Origin of the sequence: Allobranchiibius sp. GilTou73 (genome assembly GCF_021391335.1) — a bacterium.
In the GTDB taxonomy this organism is placed as follows: domain Bacteria; phylum Actinomycetota; class Actinomycetes; order Actinomycetales; family Dermatophilaceae; genus Allobranchiibius; species Allobranchiibius huperziae.
The window spans coordinates 2,660,997-2,675,740 of record NZ_CP090051.1 but is presented as its reverse complement, the minus strand read 5'-3'; the positions used below and the strand labels follow the sequence as shown (position 1 = coordinate 2,675,740).

The window sequence follows — 14,744 nt, the reverse complement described above, 5'->3', positions numbered from 1 at the left end:
TCGTTGCGCGCCCGATAGAGCGCGCAACGACTCCCAACAGCCCGCGCGACCGGCGCTCCGTACGATCGGCGCGTGACGAAACCGCGCATCGGAGTGCTCGCCGTACAAGGGGACGTGCGCGAGCACCTGCAGGCGCTTGCCAGCGCCGACGTCGAGGCGGTCCCGGTACGCCGCCCGCAGGAGGTCGCCCGTGTCGACGGCCTGGTGCTGCCCGGCGGGGAGTCGACCACCATCGACAAACTGCTGCGCATCTTCGAGCTGCAGGAGCCCATCCGCGCGCGCATCGCAGCGGGCATGCCGGTCTACGGATCCTGCGCCGGGATGATCCTGCTCGCCGACGAGGTGCTGGACGGCCAGCCCGGGCAGCAGACACTGGGCGGGATGGACATCACGGTCCGGCGCAATGCGTTCGGGCGGCAGGTCGATTCCTTCGAGACCGACCTGGTGATGCCGTCGCTAACGGACGGTGCACACACCCCGGTGCACGCGGTGTTCATCCGTGCGCCCTGGGTCGAACGCGCGGGTGACGGGGTGCAGGTGCTCGCCACGGTGCCGCATGGGCCGGCGCAGGGTCGCGTCGTGGCATGCCGCCAGGGGGCGCTGCTCGCGACGTCCTTCCACCCCGAGGTCACCGACGATTACCGGGTGCACCACTACTTCGCTGCCATGGTGCGCGACGCCGTTCGCGTGCCGTAAGGGGTGCGGCGTACGCCGTCGCGATCCGGGCCTCCACGCGAATCGTTACGATGACGGGCGGATCAGCCGTCCACGACGGCCTCACGGCAACGAGCACGAAGCAGGGAGAACATGAGCGGGCACTCCAAGTGGGCCACCACCAAGCACAAGAAGGCGGTGGTCGATGCCAAGCGCGCCAAGCTGTTCGCGAAGCTGATCAAGAACATCGAGGTGGCGGCGCGCTCCGGCGGCGGCGACGTGGTGGGCAACCCCACGCTGTACGACGCGGTGCAGAAGGCCAAGAAGTCCTCGGTCCCGAACGACAACATCGACCGCGCGGTCAAGCGCGGTTCTGGTGCGGAGGCCGGTGCCGCGGAGTACCTCGCACTCACGTACGAGGGGTACGCGCCCGGCGGCGTGGCACTGCTCATCGAGTGCCTCACCGACAACAAGAACCGCGCGGTGGCCGAGGTGCGAACGGCACTGCAGCGCAACGGCGGCACGATGGCCGAGAGCGGTTCGGTCGCCTTCCAGTTCCACCGCAAGGGCCTGGTGACGGTGCCGAAGGCGGACAAGACCGAGGAGGACATCCTCGAGGTCGTGATGGACGCCGGCGCCGAGGAGATCAACGACCTGGGGGAGTCCTTCGAGATCGTCTCCGAGGCCGGCGACTTCGTCGCCGTGCGTGAGGCCGTGCAGGCCGCGGGTATCGACTACGACTCGGCCGAGTCGTCGTGGCTGCCCACGGTCGAGGTGCCGCTGGACGCAGACGGCGCCCGCAAGATGTTCCGCATCATCGACGCGCTCGAGGACAGCGACGACGTCCAGAACGTCTACGCCAACGGCGAGGTGTCCGACGAGGTGCTGGCCGAGCTCGACGAGGAGTAGGCGACTCGCCGGGTCGCCTGGCCGCGGCCGATCGCCTCACCGGGTAGCGTCGCCGTGTGCCGAACAGGTGTTCGGCACACGGCGATCCAATCTGCAGGAGGCTTGCGTGCGTGTCCTCGGCGTCGACCCCGGACTGACCCGGTGCGGCCTGGGCGTGGTGGAGGGCGGTATCGGCGAACCGGTCCGGATGATCGCCGTCGGCGTCGTGCGCACGCCGCCCGGTGACGACCCCGCCGAGCGACTGCTCACCCTGCAGACCGAGATCGACGAGTGGTTGCAGCGGTACTCACCGGACGCCGTCGCCGTCGAACAGGTCTTCGCGAAGGCCAATATCAAGGGGATCATGGGCACCGCGCAGGCTTCCGCCGTCCCGATGCTCGCGGCGGCCCGTCTCGGCCTACCGCTCGCGATGCACACCCCGTCCGAGGTCAAGGCCGCGGTCACCGGCAACGGCCGCGCCGACAAGGCACAGGTGACGGCCATGGTGACCCGCATCCTCAAGTTGCAGGTCGCTCCCAAGCCGGCGGACGCGGCCGACGCCCTGGCGCTGGCGATCTGCCACGTATGGCGCGGTGGCGCGCAGGACCGCATCGCGCAGGCTCTCGCGCGACAGAAGGCGGCGTACGCAGCCCAGGCAGCGGCACAGGGACAGCGGGTGGCCCGGTGATCGCGAGCCTGCGGGGCTCGGTCTTGGCGACGGGTCTGGGCACTCTCGTGGTCGAGGTCGGCGGTGTCGGGCTGTCGGTGCTCGCGACCCCGTCCACCGCGGCGTCGGTACGGGTCGGCGAGACGGCCACCCTGGCGACCACTCTGGTCGTGCGCGAGGACTCGCTCACCCTCTTCGGCTTCGCCACCACCGGTGAGCGCGACCTCTTCGAGCTGGTGCAGACGGTCAGCGGTGTCGGGCCCCGGCTCGCGCTGGCGATGCTGGCCATCCACGCCCCGCAGGTGCTGCGCGCCGCCATCGCCGGTGGCGACCTGGCCACCCTCGTCAAGGTGCCCGGCATCGGCAAGAAGGGCGCCGAGCGGATCGTCCTGGAGTTGAAGGACAAGGTCGGCCCGGTGTCTGCCGGCGGCTCGGACGATGCCGAGACACCGGCGTCCGCCACCGTCGAGGGCGAGCACGGTCAGGTCGTCGAGGCACTGGTGGGTCTCGGCTGGTCGGGCAAGCAGGCGCAGGACGCCGTCGAGCGGGTCGTCGACGCGCATCCCACCGGCACCCACGTCAGCGATGTCTCGGGTCTGTTGCGGGCCGCGCTGCGGGAGCTGGGCCGGTGAGCGAGAGCGACGAACCGTCGTACCAGGACGAGTCGTACGACGCCACCGCGCGCATCGTGGATCCGGGCGGCCACCCCGGCGACGAGGATCGCCGGTTCGAGGCGGCCCTGCGACCGCGACGACTGGCGGAGTTCCCCGGGCAGCCGCGGGTGCGGGACCAGCTGGGCCTGCTGCTGGAGGCGGCGCGGCGACGCGGCGCACCTCCGGACCATGTGCTGCTCTCCGGCCCGCCCGGTCTCGGCAAGACGTCGCTGGCCATGATCATCGCCGCCGAGCTGGAGCAGCCGATCCGGATCACCAGCGGGCCGGCCATCCAGCATGCGGGCGACCTGGCTGCCGTGCTCTCCTCGCTCGCCGAGGGGGAGGTGCTCTTCCTCGACGAGATCCACCGGATGGCGCGCCCGGCCGAGGAGATGCTCTACCTTGCGATGGAGGACTTCCGCGTCGACATCATCGTCGGCAAGGGCCCGGGCGCTACGGCCATCCCGCTGGAGCTGCCGGCGTTCACCGTGGTCGGCGCGACCACGAGAGCTGGTCTGCTGCCGGCGCCGCTGCGCGACCGCTTCGGCTTCACCGGCCATCTCGACTTCTACGCGACCGCCGACCTCGCGCAGATCCTCACCCGCAACGCCACGCTGCTCGGCGTCGAGAGCACCCCCGCAGGGGATCGACGAGATGGCGGGACGGTCCCGTGGCACCCCGCGGATCGCCAACCGACTGCTGCGACGGGTCCGCGACTACGCGCAGGTGCACGGCAACGGCATCGTCGATCTGAGCGCCGCCCGCGCCGCCCTGCGGCTCTTCGACGTCGACGACCGCGGCCTGGACCGACTCGACCGGGCGGTGCTCGACGCCCTCTGCCGCCGCTTCGGTGGCGGGCCGGTGGGGTTGTCGACCCTCGCCGTCGCGGTGGGGGAGGAGGCCGACACGGTCGAGACCGTCGCCGAGCCCTATCTGGTGCGGGAGGGGTATCTGGTGCGTACGCCCCGGGGTCGCGCCGCGTCGCCGATGGCGTGGGCGCACCTGGGCCTGACACCGCCGACGCCGAGTGCGGCGGGCACCCAACTCGGCTTCGGCGACATCGAGGGCCGCTTCGGTGACAGCAGGTCCGACACGGATTGACGGCGTGGCCTGCGGTTGGGGAAGCCCCCAAGCTGACCTAGACTCTGCCGCTGGCAATCCAACGACGGGCCGGCGTGGCTCCGTCGCACCGTGAGACCCGAAGGACGTTCCGTTCCATGCCCGCTCTTGCAGCAGCCAGTTCCGGTAACTCCGGATCGAGCAATGGCACGTTCATCCTCATCGGGGTGGTCATCCTCCTCGGTGTCCTGCTTTTCGTGTCCAACCGGCGCAAGCGCCGGCAGGCGCAGCAACAGCAGGAGAGCCTGAAGATCGGCACCCCCGTGAGCACCACGTCAGGCCTGCTCGGCACCCTCTCCGCTCTGGACGAGCGCACCGCGACCGTCGAGGTCAGCCCCGGCGTGCATCTGCAGTTCGTACGCCGAGCAGTCGTGCCGCGCTCGGCGCTGCTGCCCGACGCCCCCGCAGCCGATGCGCCCGACGCCGGCGCGTCCTCCGAGACGGGGGTCTTCGAGGACGCCGGGGAACCCGCCGCAGCGGACCAGGCGTTGCGTACGAAGGACGACCGCCCGACGGGTGCAGCACCCGACCGATCGCCCGATGACCACGACGACACCCGCGCGGAGGCCTGAGCACCGGTGGCAACACGCACACGACGTACGACGCCGGGCGGACGACCCGTCCGTACTCTCGTCCTCCTCGCCGCCCTGGTCATCGCGCTCTTCGCGGCGATCGGAGCGAGTGCGGCGTTGGGCAACCCCGCCGGGCAATGGAGCCCGAAGCTCGGACTGGACCTCGAGGGCGGGCGCCAGATCGTCCTGCAGCCCTCGGTCGGCAAGGGACAGACCGTCACCACCGGGCAGGTCGACCAGGCGATCGACATCATCCGCGAGCGGGTCAACGGCAACGGCGTCTCCGAGGCCCAGGTCAGCAGGCTGGGCGCGAAGAACATCCAGGTCTCGCTGCCGGGCAATCCCAGCCAGGAGACCCTGAATTCGCTGGCGCAGTCCTCGCAGTTGTTCTTCCGCGCGGTCATCAACAGCACCCAGGACACCCCGGCGACCTTCACGCTGCCGACGCCGTACACCGCCCCGACCACCAAGGGCTCCACGACGCCGAAGTCGACGACCAGCCCCTCGAGCACGGCGACGCCGTCCGGCACCAGCTCCAGCAGCTCCAGCAGCTCCAGCAGCTCCACGGCCAACGACGTGCTGCCGCAGGCGTTCCGGGCGGCGACGACCACCCCGACTCCGAGCACGTCCTCCACGGCGGCCCCGTCGAGCACGTCGCCGAGTGCGACCGCCAGCAGCACCCCCCAGGCCACTGCCTCCTCGACCACCCCCGCGCGCACCCTGCCGACGCCGTACGACCCGAGCGGCAACGTCACGACGAACGGTCTGGGCGCCAGCGACACCGGATGGGAGAGCAGGACCGTCAGCGACGACTGGGTCACCGCCGGACTCGCCACCAAGGGTGCGACCTACAGCCAGCTGCTGACCGCGTATTCCTGCTCCGGCCCGACCGCCGCGCAGTGGCAGCAGGTCGCCCGGCAGATCCCGGCCTCCCAGCCGACCGTCGGATGCGACACCGGAACGTCCATCTCCGGTGCTCAGGCCCCGGCGACGAAATACCTGATGGGCCCGTCGGAGGTGACCGGCAGGCAGATCACCGACGCCAGCTTCGGCCAGGCCACCACCCAGCAGGGGGTGACCACGGGTCAGTACGAGGTCAACCTGACGTTCGACAGCAAGGGCTCCTCGGAGTTCGCGAAGGTGACCGGGAGGTTGAACGGTCTGCAGGCGCCGCGCAACCAGTTCGGCATCGTGGTCGACGGCCTGGTCATCTCTGCGCCGTCGAACACCAACGGCGCCATCACCGGCGGCAAGGCACAGATCACCGGCAACTTCACCGAAAACAGCGCCAAGACCCTGGCCAACCAGCTGAGGTTCGGTGCGTTGCCGTTCTCGTTCAGCGAACTGACCTCCAGCCAGGTCAGCCCGCAGCTCGGCTCCCAGCAGCTGCGTGACGGCATCATCGCCGGCATCATCGGCCTGATCCTGGTGGTGCTCTACTCCCTGGCGCAGTACCGGCTGCTCGGCCTGGTCACCATCGCCTCTCTGGTCACCTCCGCGGTCATCACGTACGGCGCGGTCACCCTGCTCGGGTACACCGCCAATCTGCGTCTGACGATGGCCGGTGTGACCGGTCTGATCGTCGCGATCGGCATCACGGCCGACAGCTTCATCGTCTACTTCGAACGCGTGCGTGACGAGGTCAGATCGGGGCGGCCGCTGCGCGCGGCCGTGCAGACCGGCTGGTCCCGCGCCCGTCGTACCGTCCTGGTCTCCGACGCGGTCAACTTCCTGGCCGCCGCCGTGCTCTACATCCTCTCCGAGGACAACGTGAAGGCCTTCGCCTTCACCCTCGGACTCACCACCCTCATCGACATCCTGGTGGTCTTCCTGTTCACCCACCCCGTGCTCACGCTGCTGTCGCGTACCTCGTTCTTCGGCAACGGGCACAAGTGGTCCGGTTTCGACCCGGAGCGCCTCGGCGCGCGCGGCGTGACGTACGCCGGTCGCGGACGGGTCACGATCGCCGAGCGCAAGGCCGCAGCCGCGGCTGGAAAGCAGGCCTGACATGGCGAGCTTCTCCCAGTTCGGCAACGACCTCTACACCGGCCGCCGCCAGCTCAACATCGTCGGCCGTCGGCGCACCTGGTACGCGATCAGCGCGGTCTTCCTCGTGCTCGCCCTCGTGGGTCTCTTCGGCCGCGGCCTCAACCTCAGCCTGGAGTTCAAGGGCGGCTCGGAGCTGCGGGTCACCGGCATCTCCAACCTGTCCAACTACGACTCGCGCGCCCAGAAGGCCGTCGCATCGGTCACGGGGTCCTCGGCCAACCTGGAGATCAGCAAGGTCGGCGCCAAGTCCATCACCATCGACTCCAAGAAGGTCGGCAACAACGCCGCCAGCACGACCGACAAGGTCGCGGCGGCGGTCGCCAAGGAGTTCAAGGTGCCGACCAGCTCGGTCGACAGCCAGTTCATCGGTCCGTCCTGGGGATCGCAGGTCACCCACAAGGCCGTGCAGGCGCTGATCGTCTTCCTGGTCCTGGTGTCGTTGCTGCTCGGGGTCTACTTCCGCACCTGGAAGATGGCCGTCTCGGCGCTCGTGGCGCTGGTGCACGACCTGGTGCTGACCGTCGGGATCTACGCCCTGGTCGGCATCGAGGTGTCCCCGGCGACGGTCATCGGCTTCCTCACGATCCTCGGATACTCCATCTACGACACCGTGGTGGTCTTCGACAAGGTCCGGGAGAACACCGACGAGGCGCTGGCGGCCGGGTCGCGCACGTACACGCAGGCCGCTAACTACGCGGTCAACCAGACTCTGGTGCGCTCGATCAACACCTCGGTCGTCGCCCTGCTGCCGATCGCGGCCCTGCTGGTGGTCGGTTTCACGGTGCTCGGCCCGGGCACGTTGCTCGACCTGGCGCTGGCACTCTTCATCGGTATCGCGGTCGGTACCTACTCCTCGATCTTCATCGCCACCCCGCTGCTCGCGTCGCTGCGCTCCCGGGAGCCGCAGATGCGCGACCTGGAGCGCCGGGCGCACAGCTTCCAGAGCTCCCAGCAGGCCGTCCTCGCCGAAGCCGGCGGTGCCGGGGCCGGCGAGCACCTGCAGGGCGAGGACATCTCGGGTGTGGTCGAGCCGGAGCGCGCCGAAGCGGCCGCTGCCGCGCGCCGTACGCGGGTGCGTAAGCGCGAGGTCCACCCGCTCGCCGTACGCGACAGCGAAAGGGACTGATGCCGGTCGACATTGGCCAGGTGCTGCGAGAGCACACCCGGGAGATCCCCGACTTTCCGAAGCCGGGCATCGCCTTCAAGGATCTGACGCCGCTCTTCGCGGACGCCCCGGCGTTCCAGCAGGTCGTCGACGACATCGCGGAGCGGTTCCGCGGTCGGGTCGACGCGGTGGCCGGGGTCGAGGCGCGCGGTTTCATCATCGGGCCGCCGGTCGCCCTCGCGCTGGGCCTGCCCTTCGTGGCGGTGCGCAAGGCGGGCAAGCTGCCCGGCGAGACCCTGAGTCAGGAGTACGACCTGGAGTACGGCAGCGCCACCATCGAGATCAGTACCGACGCCGTCGGTGCGGGCGACCGGGTCCTGGTGATCGACGACGTCCTCGCCACCGGCGGGACCGCGGCCGCGGCGTGTGCGTTGCTGGAGCGCACGGGCGCCCAGGTCACCGGGATCCAGATGCTGATGGAGCTGGCGTTCCTGCACGGGCGCGACGCCCTGGGCGAGCGCGACGTCCACGTCCTGGTGTCGGTGGACGACGACTAGGATCGGTCCATGAGTGCTGAGGACGGCGGGGCCACAGCGGCGCCTTCGTCCGCAGCCGCGTCCGCCGCAGCCTCGCGGGTACGCGCCCGGCTCGTGCGGTTCAGTGGTCCCCGGTCGAGCAGCAACCGAGCCCTGGAGCCGTTGCTGCGGACCGTGGGCACCACCCACCCCAAGGCCGACGTGTCGGTCATCGAGCGCGCGTACGCCGTGGCCGAGCGGTGCCACGAAGGGCAGCTGCGCAAGAGCGGCGACCCGTACATCACCCACCCGATGGCGGTGGCGACCATCCTGGCCGAGCTGGGCATGACGCCGCCGACGCTCGCGGCGGCACTGCTGCACGACACGGTCGAGGACACGGCGTACTCGCTGGATCAGCTGAAGACCGAGTTCGGCGCCGAGATCGCCATGCTCGTCGACGGGGTCACCAAGCTCGACAAGGTCAAGTACGGCGACGCCGCGCAGGCCGAGACCGTGCGCAAGATGGTCGTGGCGATGGCCCGCGACATCCGGGTGCTGGTCATCAAGCTCGCCGACCGCCTGCACAACGCGCGCACGTGGCGCTACGTCTCGGTCGAATCCGCGCAGCGCAAGGCCACCGAGACGCTGGAGATCTTCGCGCCGCTCGCCCACCGGCTGGGTATGAACACCATCAAGTGGGAGCTCGAGGACCTGTCCTTCGCGACGCTCTATCCCAAGGTGTACGACGAGATCGCCCGCCTCGTCGCCGACCGGGCGCCCGCGCGCGAGGAGTACCTCAAGGGCGTGGGGGAGCAGGTCAGCGCCGACCTGCGCTCGGCCAAGATCAAGGCCACCGTCACCGGCCGTCCCAAGCACTACTACTCCGTGTACCAGAAGATGATCGTGCGGGGCCGCGACTTCGAGGAGATCTACGACCTCGTCGCGGTCCGTGTCCTGGTGGAGTCGGTGCGCGACTGCTACGCGGTGCTGGGCACGCTGCACACGCGATGGAGCCCCGTCCCCGGGCGCTTCAAGGACTACATCGCGATGCCGAAGTTCAACATGTACCAGTCGTTGCACACGACGGTCATCGGGCCGGAGGGCAAGCCGGTCGAGATACAGATCCGCACCTACCAGATGCACCGCCGGGCGGAGTACGGCGTCGCGGCGCACTGGAAGTACAAGGAGGACGCGCGGGCGGGGGCCGGCGGGTCGGCCCTCGACACCCGCGACGGGCCGGTCAACGACATGGCGTGGCTGCGCCAGCTGCTGGAATGGCAGCGGGAGACCAGCGATCCGGGAGAGTTCCTGGAGTCGCTGCGCTTCGAGGTCGGCAGCCGCGAGGTCTACGTCTTCACGCCCAAGGGCGAGGTGATGGGGCTGCCGGCCGGCTCCACGCCGGTGGATTTCGCGTACGCCGTGCACACCGAGGTCGGCCACCACACCATCGGCGGGCGGGTCAACGGCCGACTGGTGCCCCTGGAGTCGCCCCTGGAGAACGGCGACGTGGTCGAGGTGCTCACCTCCAAGGCCGACGGCGCGGGCCCGAGCCGCGACTGGCTCAACTTCGTCAAGAGCCCGCGGGCGCGTAACAAGATCCGGCAGTGGTTCTCCCGCGAACGCCGCGAGGAGGCCATCGAGTCCGGCAAGGAGGCGCTGGCCAAGAACGTGCGCAAGCAGGGCGTCGGACTGCAACGCCTGATGTCGCACGACTCGCTGACCGAGGTCGCCACAGGCCTGCACTACCACGACATCGACACCCTCTACGCAGCCATCGGTGATGGTCACGTGTCCGCGGATCACGTGGTGAGCCAGTTGCTGTCGTCGCTCGGCGGCGAGGAGGCGACGACGGAGGACCTCGCCGAGGCGACCATCCCGCACGGCACGGCCCGCCGTCGCCAGACCGATCCCGGCGTCACCGTCGTCGGCACGGATGATGTCTGGGTCAAGCTCGCGCGGTGCTGCACGCCGGTGCCGGGCGACGACATCATCGGTTTCGTCACCACGGGCAACGGGGTCTCAGTGCACCGCAGCGACTGCAAGAACGTCGAGCAGCTGCGCAACCAGCCCGAGCGCATCCTGGCGGTCGCCTGGTCACCCTCGGCAGCAAGCGTCTTCCTGGTGCAGCTGCAGGTCGAGGCGCTGGACCGCAACGCGTTGCTCTCCGACGTGACGCGGGTGCTGTCCGACCAGCACGTCAACATCCTGTCGGCCAGTGTCGCGACCAGTCGCAACCGGGTGGCGCTCTCGAAGTTCACGTTCGAGATGGGCGACCCCAGCCACCTCAACCACGTGATCCAGGCCGTGCGCAAGATCGACGGCGTCTTCGACGTCTACCGGATCACCGGGTCCGGGCACCGGCGTACCGATGAGACCTCGCGTGCGGCGGCCGACGCGGAGCCGCGAGACCCGACGGATGCCCAGGACAGACCTGACACGGAAGCCGCACGTGCCGCAACCTGACACCGTCCTGTCGGTGCGGTCCCTGTCCGACGGCGGACTCGATGAGACCCTCATCGATCAGTGCACCCGACTGCTCGGCGATCTGATCACCCGCGGGGCCGCCCTCGGTTGGCTGACTCCGCCTCCGCGCGCGGAGATCGCGGCGCTGTTGTCCCGGATCGCCACGGCGGCCGAGGGTGACGCGGCGCTGCTCGTGGCCCGCCACGAAGGGCACCTCGCGGGTTTCGGTTACTGGGAGCGCTATGCACGCCCGACCACCGCCCGGCACGCGGACCTGACCCTGCTGGCCGTCGGCGACACCTGGCAGGGCGCCGGCGTCGGACGCCGGCTGTGCGGGGAACTGGTCGCGACCGCCCGCCGAGCCGGCGTCGAGAAGCTCACCGTCGACTTCCGCGACGACAACGTGCGCGCCCAGTCCCTCTACGAGTCGGTCGGATTCCGCCGATACGGCGTGCTGGGCGACTTCATCGTCGCCGGGGGTCGCCGCTTCGACAAGATGATGTACGTGCTCGACCTGCGCTGACCTGCCCCCGCGGTTGTCCGCGTTTCCGCGTACCCGTCCGCACGATTCCGCGGACATTCACCGTGGATCACGCGGGGGAGAGGAACGCCGCGAGCGCGTCGGCGTACATCTGCTGGTCCGCTGCGCCCACCAGTTCGCGCACCGAGTGCATCGAGATGGTGGCGGCGCCGAAGTCGACGGTGCTGACACCGGTGCCGGCCGAGGTGACCGGCCCGACCGTCGAGCCGCAGGGCAGGTCCGAGCGGGTCACGAACTCCTGCACGGGTACGCCGGCCTGCTCGCACGCTAGCCGGAACGCGGCCGCGCCCATCGAGTCGGTGGCGTAGCGCAGATTGGCGTTGATCTTGAGCACCGGACCTCCGTTCACCGCGATCTGGTGCTGCGGTTCGTGACGGTCGGCGTAGTGGGGGTGGGTGCCGTGGGCCATGTCCCCCGATGCGACGACGCTGCCGGCCAGCGCCCGCAGGTGGTCCTGGCGGTGGCCGCCGAGCGAGGCGGTGATCCGCTCCAGCACGACGGGCAGGAACACACTGGCCGCGCCGCGCTCGGAGACGCTGCCCACCTCCTCATGGTCGAACATCGCGAAGACGGGCAGGACGGGGTCCGTCGCGGGCCGCTCCAGGGCCGTCACCAGCGCCGAGGTGCCTGCGTGGCAGGTGGCCAGGTTGTCCATCCGGGCGCCGACGACCAGGTCGCGCTCCCGCCCGAAGACGCGGGCGGGCTGCAGATCGTGCGTCATCGCGTCCCAACCCAGCACGTCGGCGGCATCGACTCCGACCTGTTGCGCCAGATAGGCCCGAAAGTCTCCGGGGGTCTCGCCGAGGCCCCAGTGCGGCGCCAGGTGCTGCTGGGGGTTCAGCTGTTCGCCCTCACGAACGCTGCGGTCGAGGTGGATCGCGAGGCGCGAGACCCGCAGCGCCGGGTCGTCGTCGCGGAAGAGCTCGGCGCGTACGCCGGACCCGTCGCGCACTGCGACCCGACCCGAGAGCCCGAGGTCACGGTCGAGCCAACTGGAGACCAGCGGGCCGCCGTACACCTCGACCCCGAGCAGCTGCCAGCCGGCGCGGGCGAGGTCGGGGCGAGGCTTGATGCGCAGGTTCGGGGAATCGGTGTGGGCTCCGACGACCCGGTACGCCGTCGCCGCGCCGGCCGCATGCTCCGTCGACCACGCGATCAGCGAGCCGCCGAGCACGACGAGGTAGCGACCGGGCTCGGAGGGCCAGGCGTCGGCCTCGTGCAGCTGCACGAACCCTGCCGTCGTCAGCCGGGCCGCCGTCGTCGCGCATGCGTGGAACGGCGACGGACTCGCGTTGAGGTAGTCGACCAGGCCCTCGGCGGCCGTCACGCTGCCCACTATTCGCCGAACTCCGCCGCGCCCCCACGGGCCTGGTCGAGCCAGGCCTGGCGTGCGGTCAGCGACTCCTGGACTTCGGCGGCCTTGCGCTCGTCGCCGGCGGCCGTCGCCTTGTCCAGATCGGCCTGCAGGTCGGCGACCGCGCGCTCCAGCTGGGTGACCATCGAGTTGGCGCGGGCCGCGATCTCCGGGTCGGTCCTCTTCCAGCGGGTGTTCTCGGCGTCCCGCACGGTGGTCTCGATCCGGCGCATGGCCTTCTCGACCCGTTCCATGTCCTTGCGTGGCACCTTGCCGGCGGCGTCCCAGCGGTCCTGGATCCCGCGCAACGAGGCCTTCGCGCCGCCCAGGTCCTTGACCGGCAGGATCGCCTCGGCCTCCTTGAGCAGTCCTTCCTTGACCACCAGGTTGGCCTCGAACTCCACATTCTCGGCCGCCACCACCTCGTCCTTGGCGTGGAAGAAGGTGTCCTGGGCGGCCTTGAAGCGCTCCCAGAGCTTGTCATCGTCGGAGCGGGCTGCGCGGCCTGCATGCTTCCACTCGCTCATCAGCCGCTTGAACGCGCCTGCCGTCGGACCCCACTCGGTGGAGGTCGACAGCTTCTCTGCTTCGGCGACCAACTCACGCTTGCGAGCTTTGGCCTGCGTGTGCTCGTCGTCCAGGGCGGCGAAGTGCGCACGCCGCGCCTTGTCGAAGCCGTTGCGCGCAGCGCTGAACCGGGTCCAGAGGGCGTTCTCGGCGGCCTTCTCCAGGCGAACCCCGGTGCGCTGCGAGGTCTTCCATTCATCGAGCAACTCGCGCATCCGCGCGGTGCTGGTCTTCCACTGGATGCTGCGCTCGGGCACCGCGGCGATCTTCTCCGCCTCGGCGACGAGTGCCTCCCGTGCCGTCATCGCGACTTCGCGCGCCGCGGCACGAAGCTCACCCTCGACTTGACCCTTGGCCTTCAGCGCTGTGGCGATCTGCTCCAAGGTGGCGTCGAGGGCGGGCAGGTCGCCGACGACCCTGGCGTCGCGCACGCTGGCGCGCAGGTGCTTCAGCTGCTCACCACCGGCCCCCGCCGACAGGTCGGTCTGGACCACACGCTGCAGGAGCAGTGCCGCTGAGGCGGCGAGCTCGTCGTACTTGCGGGCGAAGTAGGCCAGGGCCTCGTCGTGCGTGGCATCCGGGTAGCTGCCCACCTCACGCTCACCGTCGGGGGTGCGCACGAAGACCGTGCCGTCCTCAGCGACCCTGCCGAACGACGCGGCGTTGCTCGCCGGGGTGGCGACCGCTACGGGCTGCGCCGCGGCAGGTCCGGCTGCGGGAGCGCCCGGCTTGGGGCCGGGACGCGGGCCGGGAGTGGGATGGGGCTTGGGGATGTCCGTTGACACGGCTCTCATGCCTTCTGTTCGGTGACGGTGATCTTCAGAATGCCGATGTGCTGGTGTGGGGGACCGTCCCCCACGCCGTTGACGCCCTTCTTCGCGAGAGCCTGCAGGATCGGCAGGCCCGAGGTGATCCGCCCGAAGATGCTGTATCCACCGGTCGACGGATCGATCGTGCTCTCCCGGTAGACCATGAAGAACTGGCTGCCGTTGCTCTTCGGATCCTGCGTGCGGGCCATCGCCAGCGTGCCGGCCGGGTAGATCGCGTCCGCCGGAGCGTTCTCGATGCCGTACGCGTAGCCGGGACCACCGTTGCCCGTCCCGGTCGGGTCGCCGCACTGCAGCACGTAGATGCCGGACGTCGTGAGTCGGTGACACGGGGTCTTCGTGTAGTACGACTTCGCCAACGCCACGAAGGAGGCAACCGTCTGCGGCGCCTTCGCACCGAACAGTTGAGCGGTGATGGTGCCGCAATTGGTCTGGATGGTTGCGGTGAACGTTCGGCCGGCGGCGGTCCTCTTGTCAGGCAGCTTCAGAGTGGGGGAGCCGCTGCGCCCGGTCGGAGCGGCTCCGCAGTGCAGCGACACGGACGTGCCCTTGGTGGTCGTCGCGAGCGGCGTCGCGGACACGGACGACGTGGTCGTGCCTCCGGCCGAGGCGACCTGCGAGCCGCACGCGCTCGTCGTACCGGCCGCTGCGAGGACCGCGCAGATCACCGCGCCACGTGAACGTCGCACGCACCCCTCCTCGCCTCGACACGAACCGGCACCGATCGTGGTGCCTTCCGGCAGTGTAGGCAACGGATTAGAAGGGGCCGA

General features: G+C 70.0%; 13 protein-coding genes and 1 pseudogene. 11 read left to right on the top strand and 3 right to left on the bottom strand.

Features of this window, described 5'->3' with window-relative positions; translation table 11 throughout:
• Positions 1-72 precede the first annotated feature (72 nt).
• The 11 genes and pseudogenes from pdxT to LVQ62_RS13145 all read left to right on the top strand — a co-directional run bounded on the left by pdxT (position 73) and on the right by LVQ62_RS13145 (position 11,208).
• Positions 73-696 (top strand): pyridoxal 5'-phosphate synthase glutaminase subunit PdxT, encoded by a 624-nt coding sequence (gene pdxT, locus LVQ62_RS13195; RefSeq protein WP_233762239.1) that lies wholly within the window; start codon positions 73-75, stop codon positions 694-696.
• A 111-nt stretch (positions 697-807) separates the two neighbouring features.
• A complete protein-coding gene (locus LVQ62_RS13190; protein ID WP_233762237.1) occupies positions 808-1,563 on the top strand; it encodes a YebC/PmpR family DNA-binding transcriptional regulator in 756 nt (251 codons plus the stop codon).
• Positions 1,564-1,669: 106 nt separating this feature from the next.
• Positions 1,670-2,230: a crossover junction endodeoxyribonuclease RuvC gene (ruvC, locus tag LVQ62_RS13185; RefSeq protein ID WP_233762236.1), complete on the top strand. Its 561-nt coding sequence runs from the start codon at positions 1,670-1,672 to the stop codon at positions 2,228-2,230.
• Entirely contained in the window at positions 2,227-2,841 is a 615-nt protein-coding gene (gene ruvA, locus LVQ62_RS13180) for a Holliday junction branch migration protein RuvA (protein WP_233762234.1), read from the top strand. Before ruvC ends, ruvA begins: the two co-directional genes overlap by 4 nt.
• A pseudogene (ruvB, locus tag LVQ62_RS13175) lies at positions 2,838-3,963 on the top strand (Holliday junction branch migration DNA helicase RuvB). Before ruvA ends, ruvB begins: the two are co-directional and overlap by 4 nt.
• Positions 3,964-4,079: 116 nt before the next feature.
• Positions 4,080-4,553: a preprotein translocase subunit YajC gene (gene yajC, locus LVQ62_RS13170; protein ID WP_233762231.1), complete on the top strand. Its 474-nt coding sequence runs from the start codon at positions 4,080-4,082 to the stop codon at positions 4,551-4,553.
• Positions 4,554-4,559: 6 nt separating this feature from the next.
• A complete protein-coding gene (gene secD, locus LVQ62_RS13165) occupies positions 4,560-6,560 on the top strand; it encodes a protein translocase subunit SecD (RefSeq protein WP_233762229.1) in 2,001 nt (666 codons plus the stop codon).
• A gap of 1 nt (position 6,561) precedes the next feature.
• Positions 6,562-7,728: a protein translocase subunit SecF gene (secF, locus tag LVQ62_RS13160; protein WP_233762227.1), complete on the top strand. Its 1,167-nt coding sequence runs from the start codon at positions 6,562-6,564 to the stop codon at positions 7,726-7,728.
• Positions 7,728-8,264 carry an adenine phosphoribosyltransferase gene (locus LVQ62_RS13155; protein WP_233762225.1) on the top strand — a complete coding sequence of 179 codons (537 nt, stop codon included), beginning with the start codon at positions 7,728-7,730 and terminating at the stop codon, positions 8,262-8,264. The genes secF and LVQ62_RS13155 overlap by 1 nt, the downstream gene beginning before the upstream one ends.
• A gap of 9 nt (positions 8,265-8,273) precedes the next feature.
• Entirely contained in the window at positions 8,274-10,685 is a 2,412-nt protein-coding gene (locus tag LVQ62_RS13150) for a bifunctional (p)ppGpp synthetase/guanosine-3',5'-bis(diphosphate) 3'-pyrophosphohydrolase (protein ID WP_233762223.1), read from the top strand.
• The gene (locus LVQ62_RS13145; RefSeq protein ID WP_233762221.1) at positions 10,672-11,208 is read left to right on the top strand and encodes a GNAT family N-acetyltransferase; all 537 of its coding nucleotides are present in this window, start codon (positions 10,672-10,674) and stop codon (positions 11,206-11,208) included. Before LVQ62_RS13150 ends, LVQ62_RS13145 begins: the two co-directional genes overlap by 14 nt.
• Before the next feature lie 67 nt (positions 11,209-11,275).
• Here LVQ62_RS13145 and LVQ62_RS13140 read toward each other — a convergent pair whose 3' ends face one another.
• The 3 genes from LVQ62_RS13140 to LVQ62_RS13130 are packed head-to-tail and all read right to left on the bottom strand — an operon-like array spanning position 11,276 to position 14,663.
• Positions 11,276-12,553 carry a M18 family aminopeptidase gene (locus tag LVQ62_RS13140; protein ID WP_233762219.1) on the bottom strand — a complete coding sequence of 426 codons (1,278 nt, stop codon included), beginning with the start codon at positions 12,551-12,553 and terminating at the stop codon, positions 11,276-11,278.
• Positions 12,554-12,561: 8 nt separating this feature from the next.
• Positions 12,562-13,941, bottom strand: a complete 1,380-nt coding sequence (locus LVQ62_RS13135; protein WP_370639625.1) for a DUF349 domain-containing protein — start codon at positions 13,939-13,941, stop codon at positions 12,562-12,564.
• Positions 13,938-14,663: a peptidylprolyl isomerase gene (locus LVQ62_RS13130; protein ID WP_233762215.1), complete on the bottom strand. Its 726-nt coding sequence runs from the start codon at positions 14,661-14,663 to the stop codon at positions 13,938-13,940. Before LVQ62_RS13130 ends, LVQ62_RS13135 begins: the two co-directional genes overlap by 4 nt.
• Positions 14,664-14,744 lie beyond the last annotated feature (81 nt).

Bases quoted from the DNA above. Each gene is read 5' to 3' on its own strand.
- LVQ62_RS13190 (WP_233762237.1), top strand. From the start codon at position 808: ATGAGCGGGCACTCCAAGTGGGCCACCACCAAGCACAAGAAGGCGGTG.
- yajC (WP_233762231.1), top strand. From the start codon at position 4,080: ATGCCCGCTCTTGCAGCAGCCAGTTCCGGTAACTCCGGATCGAGCAAT.
- secF (WP_233762227.1), top strand. From the start codon at position 6,562: ATGGCGAGCTTCTCCCAGTTCGGCAACGACCTCTACACCGGCCGCCGC.
- LVQ62_RS13155 (WP_233762225.1), top strand. From the start codon at position 7,728: ATGCCGGTCGACATTGGCCAGGTGCTGCGAGAGCACACCCGGGAGATC.
- LVQ62_RS13150 (WP_233762223.1), top strand. From the start codon at position 8,274: ATGAGTGCTGAGGACGGCGGGGCCACAGCGGCGCCTTCGTCCGCAGCC.
- LVQ62_RS13135 (WP_370639625.1), bottom strand. From the start codon at position 13,941: ATGAGAGCCGTGTCAACGGACATCCCCAAGCCCCATCCCACTCCCGGC.